The sequence below is a fragment of the Streptococcus sp. DD13 genome (assembly GCF_001578875.1).
Taxonomy (GTDB): domain Bacteria; phylum Bacillota; class Bacilli; order Lactobacillales; family Streptococcaceae; genus Streptococcus.
In genome coordinates this window covers 40,186-56,173 of the sequence record NZ_KQ969506.1, presented here as the reverse complement: position 1 = coordinate 56,173, position 15,988 = coordinate 40,186, and the positions used below count along the sequence as shown (strand labels likewise).

Genomic DNA, 15,988 nt, shown 5'->3' with positions numbered 1-15,988 from the left:
CCCCATTCGGAGTGGAACTTCACTTTTTCGATTTCATCCAAGATTTCTTGGCGGAATTTCGATACAGAGGCAAACCACTGTGGAACCGCCCGCCAGATGATTGGTTTTTTCGTCCGCCAGTCAAATGGGTAGGAGTGAGAGATTTCTTCTTGAGCAAGGAGCAAATCACCCAGTTTTTCAATGACCGTTGGGACAACCTTATCATAGAACTGGCCTGCAAATTCAGGACCTGCATTGTCCATCATGATTCCCCGTTCATTGACAGTCACAGTCACTTCTAGACCATTTGCGATCCCGACATTGTAGTCATCCTCACCAAAACCAGGAGCCGTATGGACAATCCCTGTACCAGAGTCAGTCGTAACGTGATCACCAAGGATAACAAGTTCATCTACTGCTGTATCCCATGGGTGGGCTGTTACGATGTGGTTGAGTTCTTGACCCCGGTAGGTGGCAAGTACTTGCACATCTGCCCAACCAAATTTCTCAGACAAGCTAGTCAATAGTTCTGACGCAACCACGAACTTACGAGCTTCACCAGCTGGTTGCACCAAGACATACTCAATTTCTGCACCAACCGTCAACCCACGAGACGCTGTAATGGTAAATGGTGTTGTCGTCCAGACAACAATGTAAGTATCTGTATCTAGCACACCTTTCCCGTCTTTGACGCGGTTAGCATAGTATAGGGAGGTTGAAAGCAAGTCATGGTACTCAATTTCCGCTTCAGCTAGCGCAGACTCAGAAGACCAAGACCAGTAGACTGGTTTTGCTCCACGGTAGATATAGCCTTTGTTGGCCATTTCGCCAAAGACACGAATTTGGGCTGCTTCATAGTCAGGAGTCAGGGTTACATATGGATTTTCCCAGTCACCAGAAACCCCCAAGCGTTTAAAGTCTTCGCGTTGTTTGTCCACTTGAGAAAGAGCATACTCGCGACAGAGTTTTAGGTACTCTACCAGGTCCATTTCTTTGCGTTTAACCCCTTGTTTGGCCAAAACTTGCTCGATTGGAAGACCATGGGTATCCCATCCCGGGATATATGGAGCATAAAAGCCAGACATAGATTTGGAACGAACAATGATATCTTTTGAAATCTTGTTCATGGCATGACCAACGTGGATATTCCCATTTGCATAGGGAGGGCCATCATGAAGCGTAAAATGCGGTTTTCCTTCATTTAATTCTTGACGGCGTTGGTAGAGTTTTGCTTCTTCCCATTCTTGTTGCCAAAGAGGCTCTTTAGTAGGAAGGCCTGCACGCATGGGAAAGGCTGTTTTCCCCAGATTGAGGGTTTCTTTGAGTTTCATTCTGTCTCCTTCTTTATTTTCATAAAAAAACACGAGCATCCTCAAAAGGACGATTGCTCGTGGTACCACCTTCATTTAGATAGGGTTTCCCCTATCCCTCTTTTCTCGTAACGTGAGAGCACGTTTTTCCTTACTCTTTTCAGGAAAAATTTTCACAAAATGATCGATCATTAGTGAGGGATTGTAGGACTCACACCGTCTCCTACTCGCTGGGAATATCACTGATGCTCTGTGTTTTTGCCTTAATTTTTGTCGTTTAATTCTTCAGGATTGAAGTCCACCAGGTCCTCTACATCCGTCTCTGATTCATCGGAATACTGAATCGTTGGAAGCTCATCTTCTTCTAACGCTTGACGTTGTTCTACTTCCATTTCTGCAGCTTGACGAGTCAATTCAGCAATTTCTTCAGCTGTCAATTGTCTTGTCATACCCAAATCTTCTTCATCAACACTTGAACTAGTATCGCTTCCCAAGACCTTCTCCAATACTTCACGGAAGGCTTCATCGCTGGTTTGGATATAAGTCGCCGTTGGTCGAAGAATCTCATCCCACTCTGGTGCATTTACCAAAGTTAGCTGGCTTTCAATAGCTGACTTCAAGCGCTGATGGAAAATACGGGATTTATTTTTCAACTCCTCGGTTTCCACAGCCACTCGTTTAGCGTTGTCAGTTGCACTGCGTAAGAGTTCGTTGGCTTTTTCTTTTGCCTCATCAACCAAGGTTTGGGCTTTCATCTCTGCTTCTTTCACGACATTTGCAGATTGATTTTCAGCAGCAATTTTAACTTTTTCTGCTGTATCTTGTGCCAAAATCACTGATTTTGACAAGGATTCTTTCATGTCGTCAAAATAAGACAAGCGGTCATTCAAGGATTTGATTTCAGTTTCCAAGTCATGGTTCTTCCGAATCAATTCTTCGTAATCCCGTGTGACAATGTCCAAAAATTCATCTACTTCTTCAGGATCATATCCACGAAACCGCTTCGTTCCAAATGTTTTATCTTTTAATTCTAATGTTGTCAGTGCCATCGCACGTCCTCCCACCTATCTTATCTAATCCGTCTAGTATCTCACCAAACGTCCTTAACTTTTCTTTCGAATAACCTCTAGGTCAACTTTGAGTTTTCCCCGTTTACTGAGGCCGTTTTGTCCAATGAGCCGAATCCTTCCGTATCCTCTAACACTGATCAATTGGCCTATTCCAACCATAGCTGAAGGTTGCTGAAGCGTCGAGTAGTTACACTTCACTCGCCCCGATTGAATCAATTTTACGGCCGTCGAACGAGGTAGTCGAAAGGTTACAGCAATCAGGTTATCTAACCGCAAACTAGGAAACAATAGAGAAAGTAATTCTCCTTGACGCCCCTGCTTCTTCTCCCAATTTACTTCTTCAACTTCTCTCCATTGCACTGGGACACGAGCAATTTTTTGTACCTGTTCTTTGACTAAAGGCAGAAACTTCCTATCCAGACAGACCAATATATCCGTGTCATCAACCAATATATCCCCCAAGACCTCTCTTTTCACACCGAGATGATGAAGCAAGGTTCCCATTATCTGGGCATGGGTCAATCGGTAAAATTTGGTTGGATATAGTAGATTTAGAAAGGCTATTTCAAAATCTGCTGTATCCAAAACATAGTAATCCGGAGCCAGAAGGACTCTTGCATACTCCGTTTCCAGCAACATTTCACTTGAAAATAACTGAAGTGCGTAATGGTTGGCGAGATCTTGCAATATCGCGCGTTGCCTAGGATTTAAAAATGGTGTCAATCGATAAGTGTAGGATTCTTGAACTTGACGACAGAGATCCATGCCCTTTTCGACGAACTCTCTTTCTTCCGAAGAATAATGCTGTAAAATCGTCTCCACGTATCAAAATCCCTTTACCGTCTTTTTAGTGATTAGGGACGATGAGGCATATCAAAATCATAGTCGCCTCCCTCAAATGAGTTTGACCTTGCTGATTTTAAGTCCTCGATATTAACGACCACATTCACAGGGGCCAACAACCACATCGTATTCGACACCTTCTTCAGGTTGCCAGCTAAGACGGAGCGGGCTCCATCTAAATAGTCCAAACACCGTCTCGCTTGTGCTTCAGTCATGTATTGGAAATCAATCAATACACTGATATTATCAATCAGGAGATTCACAATTTCCCGAGCATCATCATATTGTCGAGGGAATTTAATGTCGATTGTGGACTTCACAGAAGTCGTCATCAATTCTTGTTGCCGTTCATGCAAGCGTTGGATAGTGGACGGATGCTCATTTAATCGTTCGGAACGACTCAAGTTCGAAGGTGAAGATGAGGCTTGAGAACGAGTCAAGGGGCGACGTTGCTCCAGTGACGAATCGTGACTGTGCCCTCTTTCTCGGCTTCCTTGAGAAGAACGAGGAACATCTTGAACAGGCTTCTGTCCGCTCTCCCTTTGTGGACGACTGGACGTCGTCGTGCGATCATTTGTCAGTTGATAAGGCTTATCCACCTCTTCATAATCGTCATCATCATCAATCTCAAAATAACTGATGAAACTTTTAAAACGGTCTTTTAATGCCATTCTATCTTTGTTCCTTACTTAAAAAATGCTGTTCCGATACGAACATACGTTGCCCCATTCGCAATCGCTATTGGAAAATCACGCGACATGCCCATACTCAATTCTGTAAAGGGCATATGTGGCAGTTGTCGACTTGCTAAATCCAGCTGCAGTCGTTTTGCTTCAGAAAAGATGCGAGCTAATTCTTCATCATCTGCTTCAAACGGAGCCATCGTCATTATTCCAACAAGTTCAACCTTATCTAAAGGGGCCAATTGTTCCAGAATGCTATCTATCTCATCAGGAGAAAAGCCATGTTTTGAAGCTTCACCCGAAATATTCACTTCTAAAAAGCAGCGAATAGGGTGTTCAGCTCTCTTCTGAATTTCTTGGGCTAATTTGACAGAATCCAGGGCGTGGAAATAATCTACATAATTAATGACATCCTTTACCTTTCTCCTTTGAAGGGTCCCGATAAAATGCCATTCTAACGAATGATGGTTCAACTCCTGGTACTTTTCCAAGAAGCGATCCACCCGATTTTCACCAATGGCTTTCACACCTGTCTCAATTAGCTCATTAGTAATAGAGCTGTCAACATATTTGGTGACAGCTATGATATGAACTGATTGTTTGGAACGGCCCGCTTGCAGTGAAGCTTGTTCAACTTCTTCATAAACCCGAGCCTTATTTTCTACTAGATTCATCTTACCGATTTCTGAAAAAAGGTGGCGTATCTAATTCATCGTCTTCTTCCACATTGAAGCGTTCAACGGAAAGATTAGATGCAGGTTCTGCCGGTGGATTCACAATGGACTCACGTCTCAAATCCCATTCTCCAAAAGCTGACTGACGTGGGGATTCACTATAAGCAGTCGAGGTCGAACGGCTTGGAGTACTTGCTTCTAAGCCCGCATCAAAACGCTGTTGCGTCCGAGGAGTTGCTGCTGCAATCTCAGGACGACTTGGTCGTGCGACACGCTCCACAGCATCTTGACGAACACCTGTCGCAACCACAGTAACACGAATCTCGTCGCGCATACTATCATCGATAGATGTTCCTAGCCAGATATTCACCCCTTGACCAGCTGCTTGACTAACGATTTCAGATGCTTCTTCCGCTTCTGTCAAGGTCATATCTAACCCACCTGTCACGTTCACAATCACATCCTCAGCACCGTCAATAGTCGTTTCTAACAATGGTGAGTAAATTGCTTTGCGCGCTGCTTCGATAATCCGATCTTCGCCTGAACCGATACCGATTCCCATCAACGCGTTTCCTTTTTCAGCCATTACCGTCTTCACATCAGCAAAGTCAAGATTGATTAATCCTGGATGCGTGATCAAGTCTGTAATTCCTTGCACCCCTTGACGAAGTACATTGTCCGCTTCACTGAGAGCTTCCAATAAAGGAGTTTTCTTATCGACCACTTCTAACAAATTGTTGTTAGAGATAATCAACAAGGTGTCGACTTCTTGGCGAAGGTTATCGATACCATCAATGGCATAAGTGCTACGTTTTGTCCCTTCAAAGCCAAATGGACGCGTAACAACTGCAACTGTCAAAGCTCCAAGACTTTTTGCAATGTGGGCAATGACTGGAGCGGCACCTGTACCAGATCCTCCACCCATACCGGCAGTAATGAAGACCATGTCTGCACCAGTAAGAGCTGTTGTCAACGCCTCTTCGCTTTCTTCAGCTGCCTTACGGCCAACTTCGGGCTGTCCTCCAGCACCAAGACCACGTGTTAACTTAGGTCCTAACTGGATTACTGTTTCTGCCTTAGAGCTACTGAGGGCTTGTACATCTGTATTGGCTGCGATAAATTCAACACCAGTTAACCCTTCTTCGATCATGCGGTTAATGGCATTACCTCCGCCACCACCTACACCAATTACCTTAATGACAGCGCCTGTTGCTGCCGCTGCTTCAAATGAAAATGTCATAGTTCATCACCTTTTTCCTTATTCAAACCATTTTCCAAAATAGTCCCGGATTCGATCTGTCATCCGTTCCCGTTCGTGATGGTTTTCTGTCTCAACTGATTCATCATATGCCGTATATGAATGAGCTGGTTCTAAAGAACTAGTAGGCTCTTCTTCGACGTATTCCTCAGGCTCTGATGGTGAAAAAGTTGGAGTGGAATTCGTTTTTTGTACTCGTTCGGGAACACTAATCGCCCGTTGACGCAAACTGGTTTCTCCATTCACGGCTGACTGGGCAAGAATTTCCACTTCATCCAATTCGCCAACGTATTCTACCAGACTAATCACGTGAGCGAAAGCCGGGTTGCGAATCCCGATTTGATTTGGAACGTAGAGCTTCGTATTCACACCAAACACTTCTTGAGCTAACTCTGTAATACCTGGTAAGACTGCCACACCACCAACCAGGACAACGCCGCCTGGTAAGTCAAATGCCCGAGTTCTTTCCAAGTCCTGACGGATCTTCCCAAACACCTGGCGCAAACGTGCTGCAATCACTTCTGAAAGGTAGCGTTCGGTCACTTCAACGGGTGACTGCTCTCCAATTACTTCTACAGAGATTTTCTCTTTTTCAGAAGCATCTTGTGGATAGGCAATTCCGTAATTAAATTTAAGATTTTCAGCAATACTTTGGGAAGTAGTCAATACCTTTGAAATGTCTTTGGTAATGTAATCGCCACCTTCTTGGTAGACATTGGTGTATTGCAATTCTTGATCCCGCATGACTGCAACAGTGGTTTGACCTCCTCCAAGATCTACAACGGTCGCACCAAATTCTTTTTCACCTTCATTTAAAACAGAGCGCGTCAAAGCCAATGGGGAGATGACAATATGTTCTACTTGGACACCAGCTGTCTCAACTGTCCGGCGAAGGTTGTGTAGAATGGTTCGAGGTCCTGTGTATAAGAGACCACGCATTTCTAACCGAATTCCCATCATTCCACGTGGATCTTTGATTCCTTGAAAACCATCTACGATAAATTCTTGTGGGACAAAGGAAATTACTTCCCGTTCAGGAGTCATGCTCTTTGTCAATGCAGACTTGACTACATTTTCTACGTCTGCACTTGTAATTTCTTGAGAATCCGTCGTGACCGGTATCATCCCTTGAGTGGGCTCAATTTGCAATAAATTGGCAGGTAATCCTACATTCACTCGATCAATCTTGATCCCTGCTTTTTCTTCTGCTTGGGCAATCGCCGTCCGAATAGCTCCTGCCGCCACTTCAATATTGATAATGATCCCATCTTTTACACCAGCGCTTTTTACATTGCTAACGCCGATCACGTTCATTTCACCGTTTATATATTCCGCTACAAGCACCTTTATGGAGCTTGTTCCGATGTCTAAGCCAGTAAAGAAACCATCTCTAGCCATCCTATCAGTCCTCTCTATCTTCCAATCGTTGACAAAATCACCTTATCCCATATAGAATGAGGCTATTCAATCAGTATTATATCATAGAAAGCAAAAAAATGGGCAAGAAAAGCCCATTTTATCAAAATATTTCAGAGGATTTACGAAATAGCATAACTAAAAATTCCAATTTCCATATCGATGACACTTGGAACCTCCAATTGCTGGGCAATTCGGTTGTAATATGCCATTTTTTTCTCAATCTCACTAGCTGGGATAAGGACCCGATTTCCGTCTGTCATCTCAAATGTTAAGAGGTTGGCCGTCGCTTTACTTGGTGTCAACTTTATAGTAGAAATCTTTTGACGGAGTTCTGGGGATAGTTTTCCTAGCTCCTTCCCTAAGACCGGTAAAATCGCTGAATCTCGAATATCAATTTCGGTATAGGTCTCTGGCAACTGTTTGGCTACCGTTTTGGTAGATAATACCGATCCACTCGATAAGAGTTGATGATATTCCTGTCCATTTTTGACATATCCAACCCCAACATACTCAACGACTTTTATCTCAAATCGATTTGGGAATTGATAGCTGATGGTTGCAGATTCCACCCACGGAGAATGTTCTACGATATTCCGTTCAATGTTGTGACGATCCACCAAGGTAGAAAGGGCATAATCCTCTGCCTTCACTTGGCTAGCCTGTCCCAACTCGGCCAGTGTGACCTGTTGATTTCCCTGTACTGTGAATACTTTTTGCTTGCTCAAAGGACTAAGGAAGTAGATCGAGAGCAGACCACCGCTCAGAAAAACTAAGGTCACAAGAGTCATTTTGAGGTATTCATCTATACTGCGGTCCCATTTTCTTTTGCGAGCCTGTCGTTTTTCTTCCGTTTCCTGACCAGATTCTGTCTCCCTTCTTCGCCACATCCGAAAACGACCTTTTCGTTTCAAGGCTGGAACTTCTTCAACTTCCAACTCCTCTGTTTCTTCGTTTATTGAGCGATTGAGAAACTCATCATGACGTTTTCGCCAGGTTTGAAAAAACTCACTGAGATCATCTGTTTCCTGATTGTCTTCCGTTTCAACGACTTCATTTCCAGGATTCTCTGTGGAAGTTTCTGAATCCTCGGCTGATTTTGTCTGGTCGCTTTGTTCTTCCGGATCCGCTGTGTCTACTCCTTCTTCTTGGTCAGGAGCTGGGTTAGTCGGTTGGAATTCTTCTTGACCTTGTTCTTCTGTCAACTCTTTGTCATGTTCTTGATCCATTTCCCACCTCCTTTCCTGCGATATCCGATAGCAATTGGGCGTAAAAATCATCCGGTGTCTGAATTTCCGTCGAATGTTTCATAGACTCTTGGTAGGAGTCCTTTTCATCTAGAAGGCTCTTGACTTCTTTCACGAATCGTTCGTAGGTAAGTTTATCTTCTGCCAATTGTTTAGCATAGTGCCGTTCTTCAAAGTACTGTGCGTTTTCTATTTGATCCCCACGACTGGCATTTGTCCCTAGTGGCACGATCAAGTGCAATTTCTGCAGTGCTACTAATTCAAAAATCGTATTGGACCCTCCTCGCGTCACGACCACATCTGCTAAATTCATGAGAGGTTGATACAGATCCGTCACATAGTCTACTCGGTAGAGACGAGGAGAGAGTTCATTAAGCGACTCATTTCCTGAGAGGTTGATGATATTAAAGTGCTGGCTCAAGATTTCCTTGTGGTTTGTTACAAAGTCATTAAAAACCTTCGCTCCAGCAGATCCACCGACAAAAAGCACAGTCGGAAGTTCCTTATCAAAGACGTCTAGAACCTCCTGTGGAACGTGATGGGTCTCCTTTTCATCTGCTTTTACCTTGGTAATAGCCCCAACATGCTGAGCCTTGACCAACCCTTTGGGCTGTTCAAAGGTAGTATACATTTTGGTCGCAAATTTATAGGCTATCCGATTGGCCAACCCCATGGAAAGATCCGATTCATGGATATAGACTGGGATTCCTAAACACCGTGCCGCCACTACTGGCGGAACAGATACGAATCCTCCCTTAGAAAAAAGAATCTGCGGTCGGTTTCTTAACAAAATTGCGAGCGACTGAAGAGTCCCGAAACCAACTTTAAAGAGATCCAAGAGATTTTGCCATGAAAAATAGCGCCGTAATTTCCCTGTCGCAATTCCATGGAAACGAATTGGAAGACCTGTGCGTGTTAATTCCTTATACTCGATTCCCTTTTTATCTCCAATATAGTGGACTTCCCAACCTTCTTCTATAAAACGAGGAATTAAAAGTAAATTTAAGGTGACATGGCCGACTGTCCCACCACCTGTAAAGACAATTTTTTTCTTTGTTTTCTTTGACATCTTAAAAACCTCTAAGCGTATTTACCGCTTCAATGAAACGTTCGCCACGCTCTTCAAAATTTTTAAACATATCCCAACTTGCGTTTGCAGGACTAAATAAGACGACATCTCCTTCTTCAGCACTTTCAAAAGCAACTCGAACTGCCTCTGCAACTCCCGAAACGGTATCATAAGGAACCTCTGCCGACTTTGCTGCTTGCGCCACTTTAGGGGCAGACTCCCCTAAGAGGACCATCCTCTTCAAGCCTCGAATATCCGGGATTAATTCATCAAAGCTATTGCCTCGGTCCAAGCCACCCGCGATCAAAATCACATGCGGATTGTCAAAGCCAGACAAGGCTTTTTGAGTTGCTAAAATATTGGTCGATTTACTATCATTATAGAAAGAAACACCCGAGATTTTCGTGAGAAATTGAAGGCGGTGTTTCACTCCTTCAAACTGAATTAAGGCCTGTCGAATGGCGTCATTCGCAACCCCTTGTAGTTTTGCGACTGCAATGGTCGCAAGGGCATTTTCTACGTTATGGCTTCCAGGGACACCAATCTGATTCGCCTCCATAACATACTCTTCTTTGAAGTACAGTTTTCCATCTAAACTATAGGCTCCATCTACCTTTTGACCTGTTGCAAATGGAATGACCTTAGCTTGCGTGTTTTTCGCCAACTCACGCCCCAAATCTTGATTGAAATTGAGAACCAGATAGTCCCTGGCTGTCATTCGGTTTTGCAGGTTCCATTTTGCCGCAACATAAGCGTCAAAATCCCCATGATAGTCCAGATGCGTAGGCATAAGATTGGTGATCACAGCAATATGCGGATGAAAAGCATCTACCCCCATTAATTGGAAGGAAGAAAGTTCCATTACTAGGGTATCTTCTTCCTTGGCATCTTGAGCGATGGAAGAAGCTGGAAATCCGATATTCCCACATAATTGAGCAGATTGTCCTGCTTGATTGAGGACTGCTGCAATCATGGAAGTTGTGGTCGTTTTTCCATTTGATCCCGTAATACCGATAATCGGTGCTTCCGAAATTAGATACGCCAACTCCACTTCCGTCCAGACGGGAATCCCCTTAGTTATAGCTTTTTCTACCATCGGGTTATCATAGCGTATTCCCGGATTTTTCACCATTAGGGCAAACTCCTCGTCCAGTAATTCCAGCGGATGACTGCCACAAATCACGCGTATCCCATCCTCTAGAAGTTCTTGGGCCATTGGATTATCTTCAAATGGTTTTCCGTCATTGATGGTCACAATAGCTCCCAAGCGATCCAAGAGACGCGCGGCCGCTTCTCCTGACTTTGCTAATCCTAATACGAGGACCTTTTTATTTTCGAAATCCGTCATCTTTTTCATTTCATTATCCTATCTTTCTATCTCTCTATTTTACCTTGATTCTAGCCCTTTTTCAAGTTCCAGAAGAAGGAAATCCATTCGTCAGTCTTTCAGATTTTCCTTCAAACACTCCCAACAAAATCTTCCATACCCGTTTGAAAGAAGCAGAAACAGAAAAAAACAGCTAACCCCTAACGGGCTAGCTGTGTGTGACTGGTTGCTTTTGCTTTCTTGATTTTCGTGGTCCTTTTTCCATTCGATGGAGGTCTCGTACGGCTGCAATCCCTACTAGGAACAAAAAGAGACAGACCCAAAAATCTACGGATATTCGAAGAACTCCTAAAACAAGAAGTGTTGCTAGCCCCAACACTGCTACGACAAAAAAAGCTACAAATACTAAATTCATCGTGTTTTTGACAGTTGGAGGAGCTGCAAAAAGATAGAAAACAACAAGCATGACGCACAGGATTAGATAAAACATGCCATGAACCTCATCAACGTCAGTCTAGCCCATTTCAGCTTAGTTTTCTTCTGTTGCTTTCTTCTTCCGTTTGTTTGCTTTATCGCGTTCCGCCTTGTTCAAGATTTGCTTCCGCAAACGAATCGATTCAGGAGTCACTTCCATATACTCGTCGTCATTGAGGAATTCCAAAGACTCTTCCAAGGTCAGGATGCGTGGTGTTTTGATGACCGCTGTTTGGTCCTTGGTCGCAGACCGGACGTTGGTCATTTGCTTAGCCGTTGTGATGTTGACTCCAAGGTCGTTTTCACGGGCATTTTCTCCGATAATCATCCCTTCATAGACTTCCGTACCTGGATTGACAAAGATAGTTCCACGTTCTTCAATCCGCATGATGGAGTAAGTTGTTGCTTTCCCTTGGTCGATGGATACAAGGGCACCACGGTGGCGACCGCCAATTTCTCCCGGTACAACCGGTAGGTATTGGTCAAAGGTATGATTCATAATCCCGTACCCACGGGTCATAGACAAGAATTCTGTTGAGAAACCAATCAAGCCACGGGCAGGAACAAGGAAGACCAGACGTGTTTGGCCATTTCCGACCATTTGCATATCCAGCATGTCCCCTTTACGTTCAGACAAGGCTTGGATGATCGAACCTTGGTATTCTTCAGGTGTATCAATTTGTACCCGCTCAAAAGGTTCGCATTTGACACCATCGACTTCTTTGATGATTACTTCTGGACGGGATACTTGGAGCTCATAACCTTCCCGACGCATGGTTTCAATCAAGATAGACAAGTGAAGTTCTCCACGACCTGAAACGGTCCACTTATCTGGAGAATCCGTCGCTTCAACCCGGAGCGAAACATCTGTCTGCAATTCAGCCAAGAGACGTTCTTCTACCTTACGAGACGTCACGTGTTTTCCTTCGCGACCTGCAAATGGCGAGTTATTCGCCAAGAAAGTCATTTGAAGGGTAGGCTCATCGATATGAAGAATTGGTAATGGTTCTACCGCATCCGTCGGTGTGATTGTTTCTCCGACAAAGATATCCTCCATACCAGAAATGGCAATCAAGTCACCTGCTTTTGCTTCTTGGATTTCACGACGTTCCAGACCAAAGAAACCAAAGAGCTTGGTGACACGGAAGTTTTTAGTCGTGCCATCTAATTTGGAAAGAGTCACTTGGTCTCCGACCTTAACCGTTCCACGGAAGACACGACCGATCCCGATACGGCCAACGAAGTCATTGTAGTCCAAAAGAGACACTTGGAACTGCAGGGGTTCGTCAGAGTTATCAACAGGTGCTGGAATATGATCAATAATGGTGTCAAAGATAGGCGCCATGGTCGCTTCTTGGTCTGCTGGATTGTCCGACAAAGAAGAGGTTCCATTAATCGCCGAAGCATAAACCACTGGGAAGTCCAATTGGTCATCGTCAGCACCCAACTCGATGAAGAGTTCCAGCACTTCGTCTACGACTTCAGCTGGTCGGGCAGACGGCTTGTCGATTTTGTTAACCACTACAATTGGGATCAAATCTTGTTCCAAGGCTTTTTTCAACACGAAACGAGTCTGTGGCATGGTTCCTTCGTAGGCATCGACGACAAGGACAACTCCGTCCACCATCTTCATGATCCGCTCAACTTCTCCTCCGAAGTCCGCGTGCCCTGGGGTATCCATGATGTTAATGCGGGTATCATTATAGGCAACAGCTGTATTTTTTGCCAGGATGGTAATTCCACGTTCTTTTTCCAGATCGTTGGAATCCATCGCACGCTCTTCCAACTCCTTGCGCGCATCAAGTGTATGAGATTGTTTCAAGAGTTCATCCACTAGGGTCGTTTTTCCGTGGTCGACGTGCGCAATAATCGCAACGTTACGGATATCATTTCTTACATTGGTCATGTCTTGGGTCCTTTTTCTACTTTATTTCAACCTTTGCATTATATCATATTTTGCTAAAAATAGCTGACCTCCACTAAGTGTAAATGTTTTCATTCTCTTTCAATCGACCAACTGAAAAAGAGACTGGAAATCCCAATCTCTCACTAGCTGATGACTCAAATCAATTTCATCACTACTTTCCATTAAAGAATATTCTCAAAGTCGTCTCGCACCGCTTTTGGCCAAACGCTAGACTGTACCTCTCCGATATGCTTTTTGCGCAGTAGGAACATAGAAAGACGAGATTGTCCAATCCCTCCTCCAATCGTCAAAGGAAACAGACCATTTAATAAGGCTTTATGCCAGTCCATCTCAAGCCGGTCTTGGTCTCCCGTAATGGCAACCTGACGCTTAAGCGCGTCTTCGTCTACCCGGATTCCCATGGAAGACAACTCAAACGCAGCTCCTAGTTGCTCATTCCAGACCAAAATATCGCCATTTAGTCCCTTGTAGCCATTTTCTGTAGGAGTCGTCCAGTCATCATAGTCTGGCGCCCGTCCATCGTGCGGTTTGCCATCTACTAGCTCTCCACCAATTCCAATAAGAAAGACTGCACCGTATTCTTTTGCAATGGCATTTTCCCTTTCTTTTGAAGTCAAATCCGGAAAACGTTCGACCAATTCCTCGGTATGGACAAAGGTAATTTTCTTGGGCAACACCGCCTCGATATCATATCGCGCTTCTACCGCAAGCTCTGTCAAACGAATTGCCTTATAAATTTGCTCGACTGTTTCCTTCAGATAAGAAAGATTTCGACGTCCATTTGGGATAACCTTTTCCCAATCCCACTGATCCACATAGACGGAGTGAATTGGGTCCAGCGAGTCTTCATCAGGTCGCAAGGCTTTCATATGGACAAACAACCCTTCTCCTTCATTAAAACCAAAACGAGCCAGAGTATGTCGCTTCCACTTAGCCAAGGAATGCACTACCTCAAATGTCGCCTCAGGAATCAACTTCACATGGACGGACACCGCATTTTCAACCCCTGATAAATTATCCTGCATCCCATCGCCCACTCGGCTCAAAATCGGACCTTGAACCTCGACAATCTCCAGTTTATCTTTCAAATACTGGGTGAAGGTATTTTTGACAAATGAAATTTCTTCCTGTTGGTGTATAAAACTTTTCTTCATCCTTTATCCTCCCTTTCCATCGTTAGATACTATTATAACTTTTTTCAGGAGGAAGTAAAGCGCATGATTAAATTTTCTGATAATTTAACATTTTAAAACTAGATTACAATTTCTTTACGCAACTTGATTTAGCAAGCTTAAGTCGGTATAATAACCAGTAAAGAGGTATATGAATGAGAATCCTAAAATCAATTTGTACATCCTGGACCTACTTGCTTCTAGCCCTTTTTGGGCTTTCAGCTTGTAGCGAGACATCCACAAGAAATACGAACAACTCTCAGCCGAAAGAGTCTAGTCTAGCATCTTCTACAGTAGAAGCCACATCAACGAGCATGTCATCTTCTAGCACTGCTCCTTCAAGCGCGACAGCAGAGGACTCGACAAAACCTTCCACCGAAAGCACTGTAGAAAGTTCTGTCAATATCACCGAGACAAATTATATTCCAACAGACTTAGTCGGACAATGGAGCGGCAGTAACCCGCTGGCTGATGCGGTCACGATTACCATCGCAGGCAATGGACTCGTCACGACAAGCGCTCGGTATCAAGATGGGACCCAATCTGAATGGCGAGCGATTATCAATAGCATCGAATTTGTTGGCAATGGCACCTATTTTATCACTAGCTATTCAGGCGATTACAATGCCTTCTTGCCTGGAACCACTGGGTTAGGCGAAGCTGGCTATAAGGTAGCCTTTGGTTTTAAAATCGAAAATGCTCAACTCATCCCCATCAATTGGATTGCTCCTGAAACAAACGAACATTTTGACTTGACCAACATTCATAGTTTTGGCTACGCCCTTTCACGCAGTTAATTTAAAAACAACACCCACTAGGATCCGAAATGATTCTAGTGGGTGTTTTACATTATTGCTTGTTCAGAAAGCCGTTTCTTTACGGATATGGATTCTCCAGCTAAATCTACTTTTCCAAACGAAGGATCTCTTCGAGTTTTCGAACCAAATCTCCTGTCATCCCTCTTGGACCCCGAACGGAGCGGATCCCCATTTGCTGTAGACGGTCTATCGAAAATATTTCAGGTGAAAACTCTCGTTGCAGCCGAAGGATCATAGCCCCCTCTAATACCTGCTCCACCCTGCAAAAATACAGCATACTCTGAATCGGAGCTGTCATATAAATCCCGACGCCATCTCCTATTTCCATCTTATTTTTCCTATGCCACTCCAGGACAGGATGCTCAGCAAAAGCCTTCGCAACATCAAAATGACTTGGATTCGCTGGGATTATCCAATAATTTGGCTGAAGATCGGATAGTTGCTCGCCTGGCTGACAGAGGTTGCGACTATCCTCTACCAACTGATACAAGAACGAGTCGTCTACCCTCCCATCCAAGACTAAACTAACCCAATGCTTCTTATTCATGTGGTAAGCAGGATAGATATCCGGTAGTTCTAGCAGGAAAGGAAGGCGACGAGGGTCAACCTTGATATTGAGCACTTCGACCACTTGGTCTAAGGCCTCTTGATTCCAGTTTTCATTTCCTATTTCCAATCTTCGTCGCGGAATTCTCATAACGAGAGCATACCATTTCTTGCC

14 protein-coding genes and 3 pseudogenes are annotated in these 15,988 nt (G+C 44.1%); 1 reads left to right on the top strand and 16 read right to left on the bottom strand.

Annotation, left to right across the window (positions count from 1 at the left end):
• The 15 genes and pseudogenes from STRDD13_RS00280 to asnA all read right to left on the bottom strand — a co-directional run.
• On the bottom strand, positions 1-1,310 hold a 1,310-nt coding region (locus tag STRDD13_RS00280), incomplete at its 3' end, for a class I tRNA ligase family protein (RefSeq protein ID WP_156471258.1).
• Positions 1,311-1,552: 242 nt separating this feature from the next.
• Positions 1,553-2,338 carry a DivIVA domain-containing protein gene (locus STRDD13_RS00275; RefSeq protein ID WP_067100319.1) on the bottom strand — a complete coding sequence of 262 codons (786 nt, stop codon included), beginning with the start codon at positions 2,336-2,338 and terminating at the stop codon, positions 1,553-1,555.
• 54 nt (positions 2,339-2,392) lie between these two features.
• Entirely contained in the window at positions 2,393-3,181 is a 789-nt protein-coding gene (locus STRDD13_RS00270) for a YlmH family RNA-binding protein (RefSeq protein WP_067100316.1), read from the bottom strand.
• A 32-nt stretch (positions 3,182-3,213) separates the two neighbouring features.
• Positions 3,214-3,873, bottom strand: a complete 660-nt coding sequence (locus tag STRDD13_RS00265) for a cell division protein SepF (protein ID WP_067100313.1) — start codon at positions 3,871-3,873, stop codon at positions 3,214-3,216.
• 14 nt (positions 3,874-3,887) lie between these two features.
• Entirely contained in the window at positions 3,888-4,559 is a 672-nt protein-coding gene (locus tag STRDD13_RS00260; protein WP_067100310.1) for a YggS family pyridoxal phosphate-dependent enzyme, read from the bottom strand.
• A gap of 1 nt (position 4,560) precedes the next feature.
• Positions 4,561-4,710, bottom strand: a pseudogene (locus STRDD13_RS08915) (cell division protein FtsZ); the annotation flags it as partial.
• 117 nt (positions 4,711-4,827) lie between these two features.
• A pseudogene (ftsZ, locus tag STRDD13_RS00255) lies at positions 4,828-5,799 on the bottom strand (cell division protein FtsZ); the annotation flags it as partial.
• Positions 5,800-5,817: 18 nt separating this feature from the next.
• Positions 5,818-6,063: a hypothetical protein gene (locus STRDD13_RS08910; protein ID WP_443031064.1), complete on the bottom strand. Its 246-nt coding sequence runs from the start codon at positions 6,061-6,063 to the stop codon at positions 5,818-5,820.
• Positions 6,039-7,215 (bottom strand): annotated as a pseudogene (gene ftsA, locus STRDD13_RS00250) (cell division protein FtsA); the annotation flags it as partial. The gene STRDD13_RS08910 and the pseudogene ftsA, both read right to left, overlap by 25 nt.
• Positions 7,216-7,355: 140 nt before the next feature.
• Positions 7,356-8,462, bottom strand: coding sequence for a cell division protein FtsQ/DivIB (locus STRDD13_RS00245; protein ID WP_067100301.1), 1,107 nt, complete (start codon positions 8,460-8,462; stop codon positions 7,356-7,358).
• A complete protein-coding gene (locus tag STRDD13_RS00240) occupies positions 8,446-9,549 on the bottom strand; it encodes a UDP-N-acetylglucosamine--N-acetylmuramyl-(pentapeptide) pyrophosphoryl-undecaprenol N-acetylglucosamine transferase (RefSeq protein ID WP_067100298.1) in 1,104 nt (367 codons plus the stop codon). The genes STRDD13_RS00245 and STRDD13_RS00240 overlap by 17 nt, the downstream gene beginning before the upstream one ends.
• A 1-nt stretch (position 9,550) precedes the next feature.
• Entirely contained in the window at positions 9,551-10,906 is a 1,356-nt protein-coding gene (gene murD / locus STRDD13_RS00235; RefSeq protein WP_067100294.1) for a UDP-N-acetylmuramoyl-L-alanine--D-glutamate ligase, read from the bottom strand.
• Positions 10,907-11,084: 178 nt separating this feature from the next.
• Positions 11,085-11,366 carry a DUF3165 family protein gene (locus tag STRDD13_RS00230; RefSeq protein WP_082781148.1) on the bottom strand — a complete coding sequence of 94 codons (282 nt, stop codon included), beginning with the start codon at positions 11,364-11,366 and terminating at the stop codon, positions 11,085-11,087.
• Between the two features lie 39 nt (positions 11,367-11,405).
• Positions 11,406-13,256 (bottom strand): translational GTPase TypA, encoded by a 1,851-nt coding sequence (gene typA / locus STRDD13_RS00225; protein ID WP_067100288.1) that lies wholly within the window; start codon positions 13,254-13,256, stop codon positions 11,406-11,408.
• Between the two features lie 182 nt (positions 13,257-13,438).
• Entirely contained in the window at positions 13,439-14,431 is a 993-nt protein-coding gene (asnA, locus tag STRDD13_RS00220) for an aspartate--ammonia ligase (protein ID WP_067100279.1), read from the bottom strand.
• A gap of 173 nt (positions 14,432-14,604) precedes the next feature.
• On the opposite strand from asnA, the gene STRDD13_RS00215 reads away from it, so the two are divergent.
• A complete protein-coding gene (locus STRDD13_RS00215; protein ID WP_067100276.1) occupies positions 14,605-15,246 on the top strand; it encodes a hypothetical protein in 642 nt (213 codons plus the stop codon).
• A gap of 106 nt (positions 15,247-15,352) precedes the next feature.
• Here STRDD13_RS00215 and STRDD13_RS00210 read toward each other — a convergent pair.
• Positions 15,353-15,988, bottom strand: a 636-nt coding sequence (locus STRDD13_RS00210; protein WP_197457128.1) for an MmcQ/YjbR family DNA-binding protein, incomplete at its 5' end; no start/stop codon positions are given.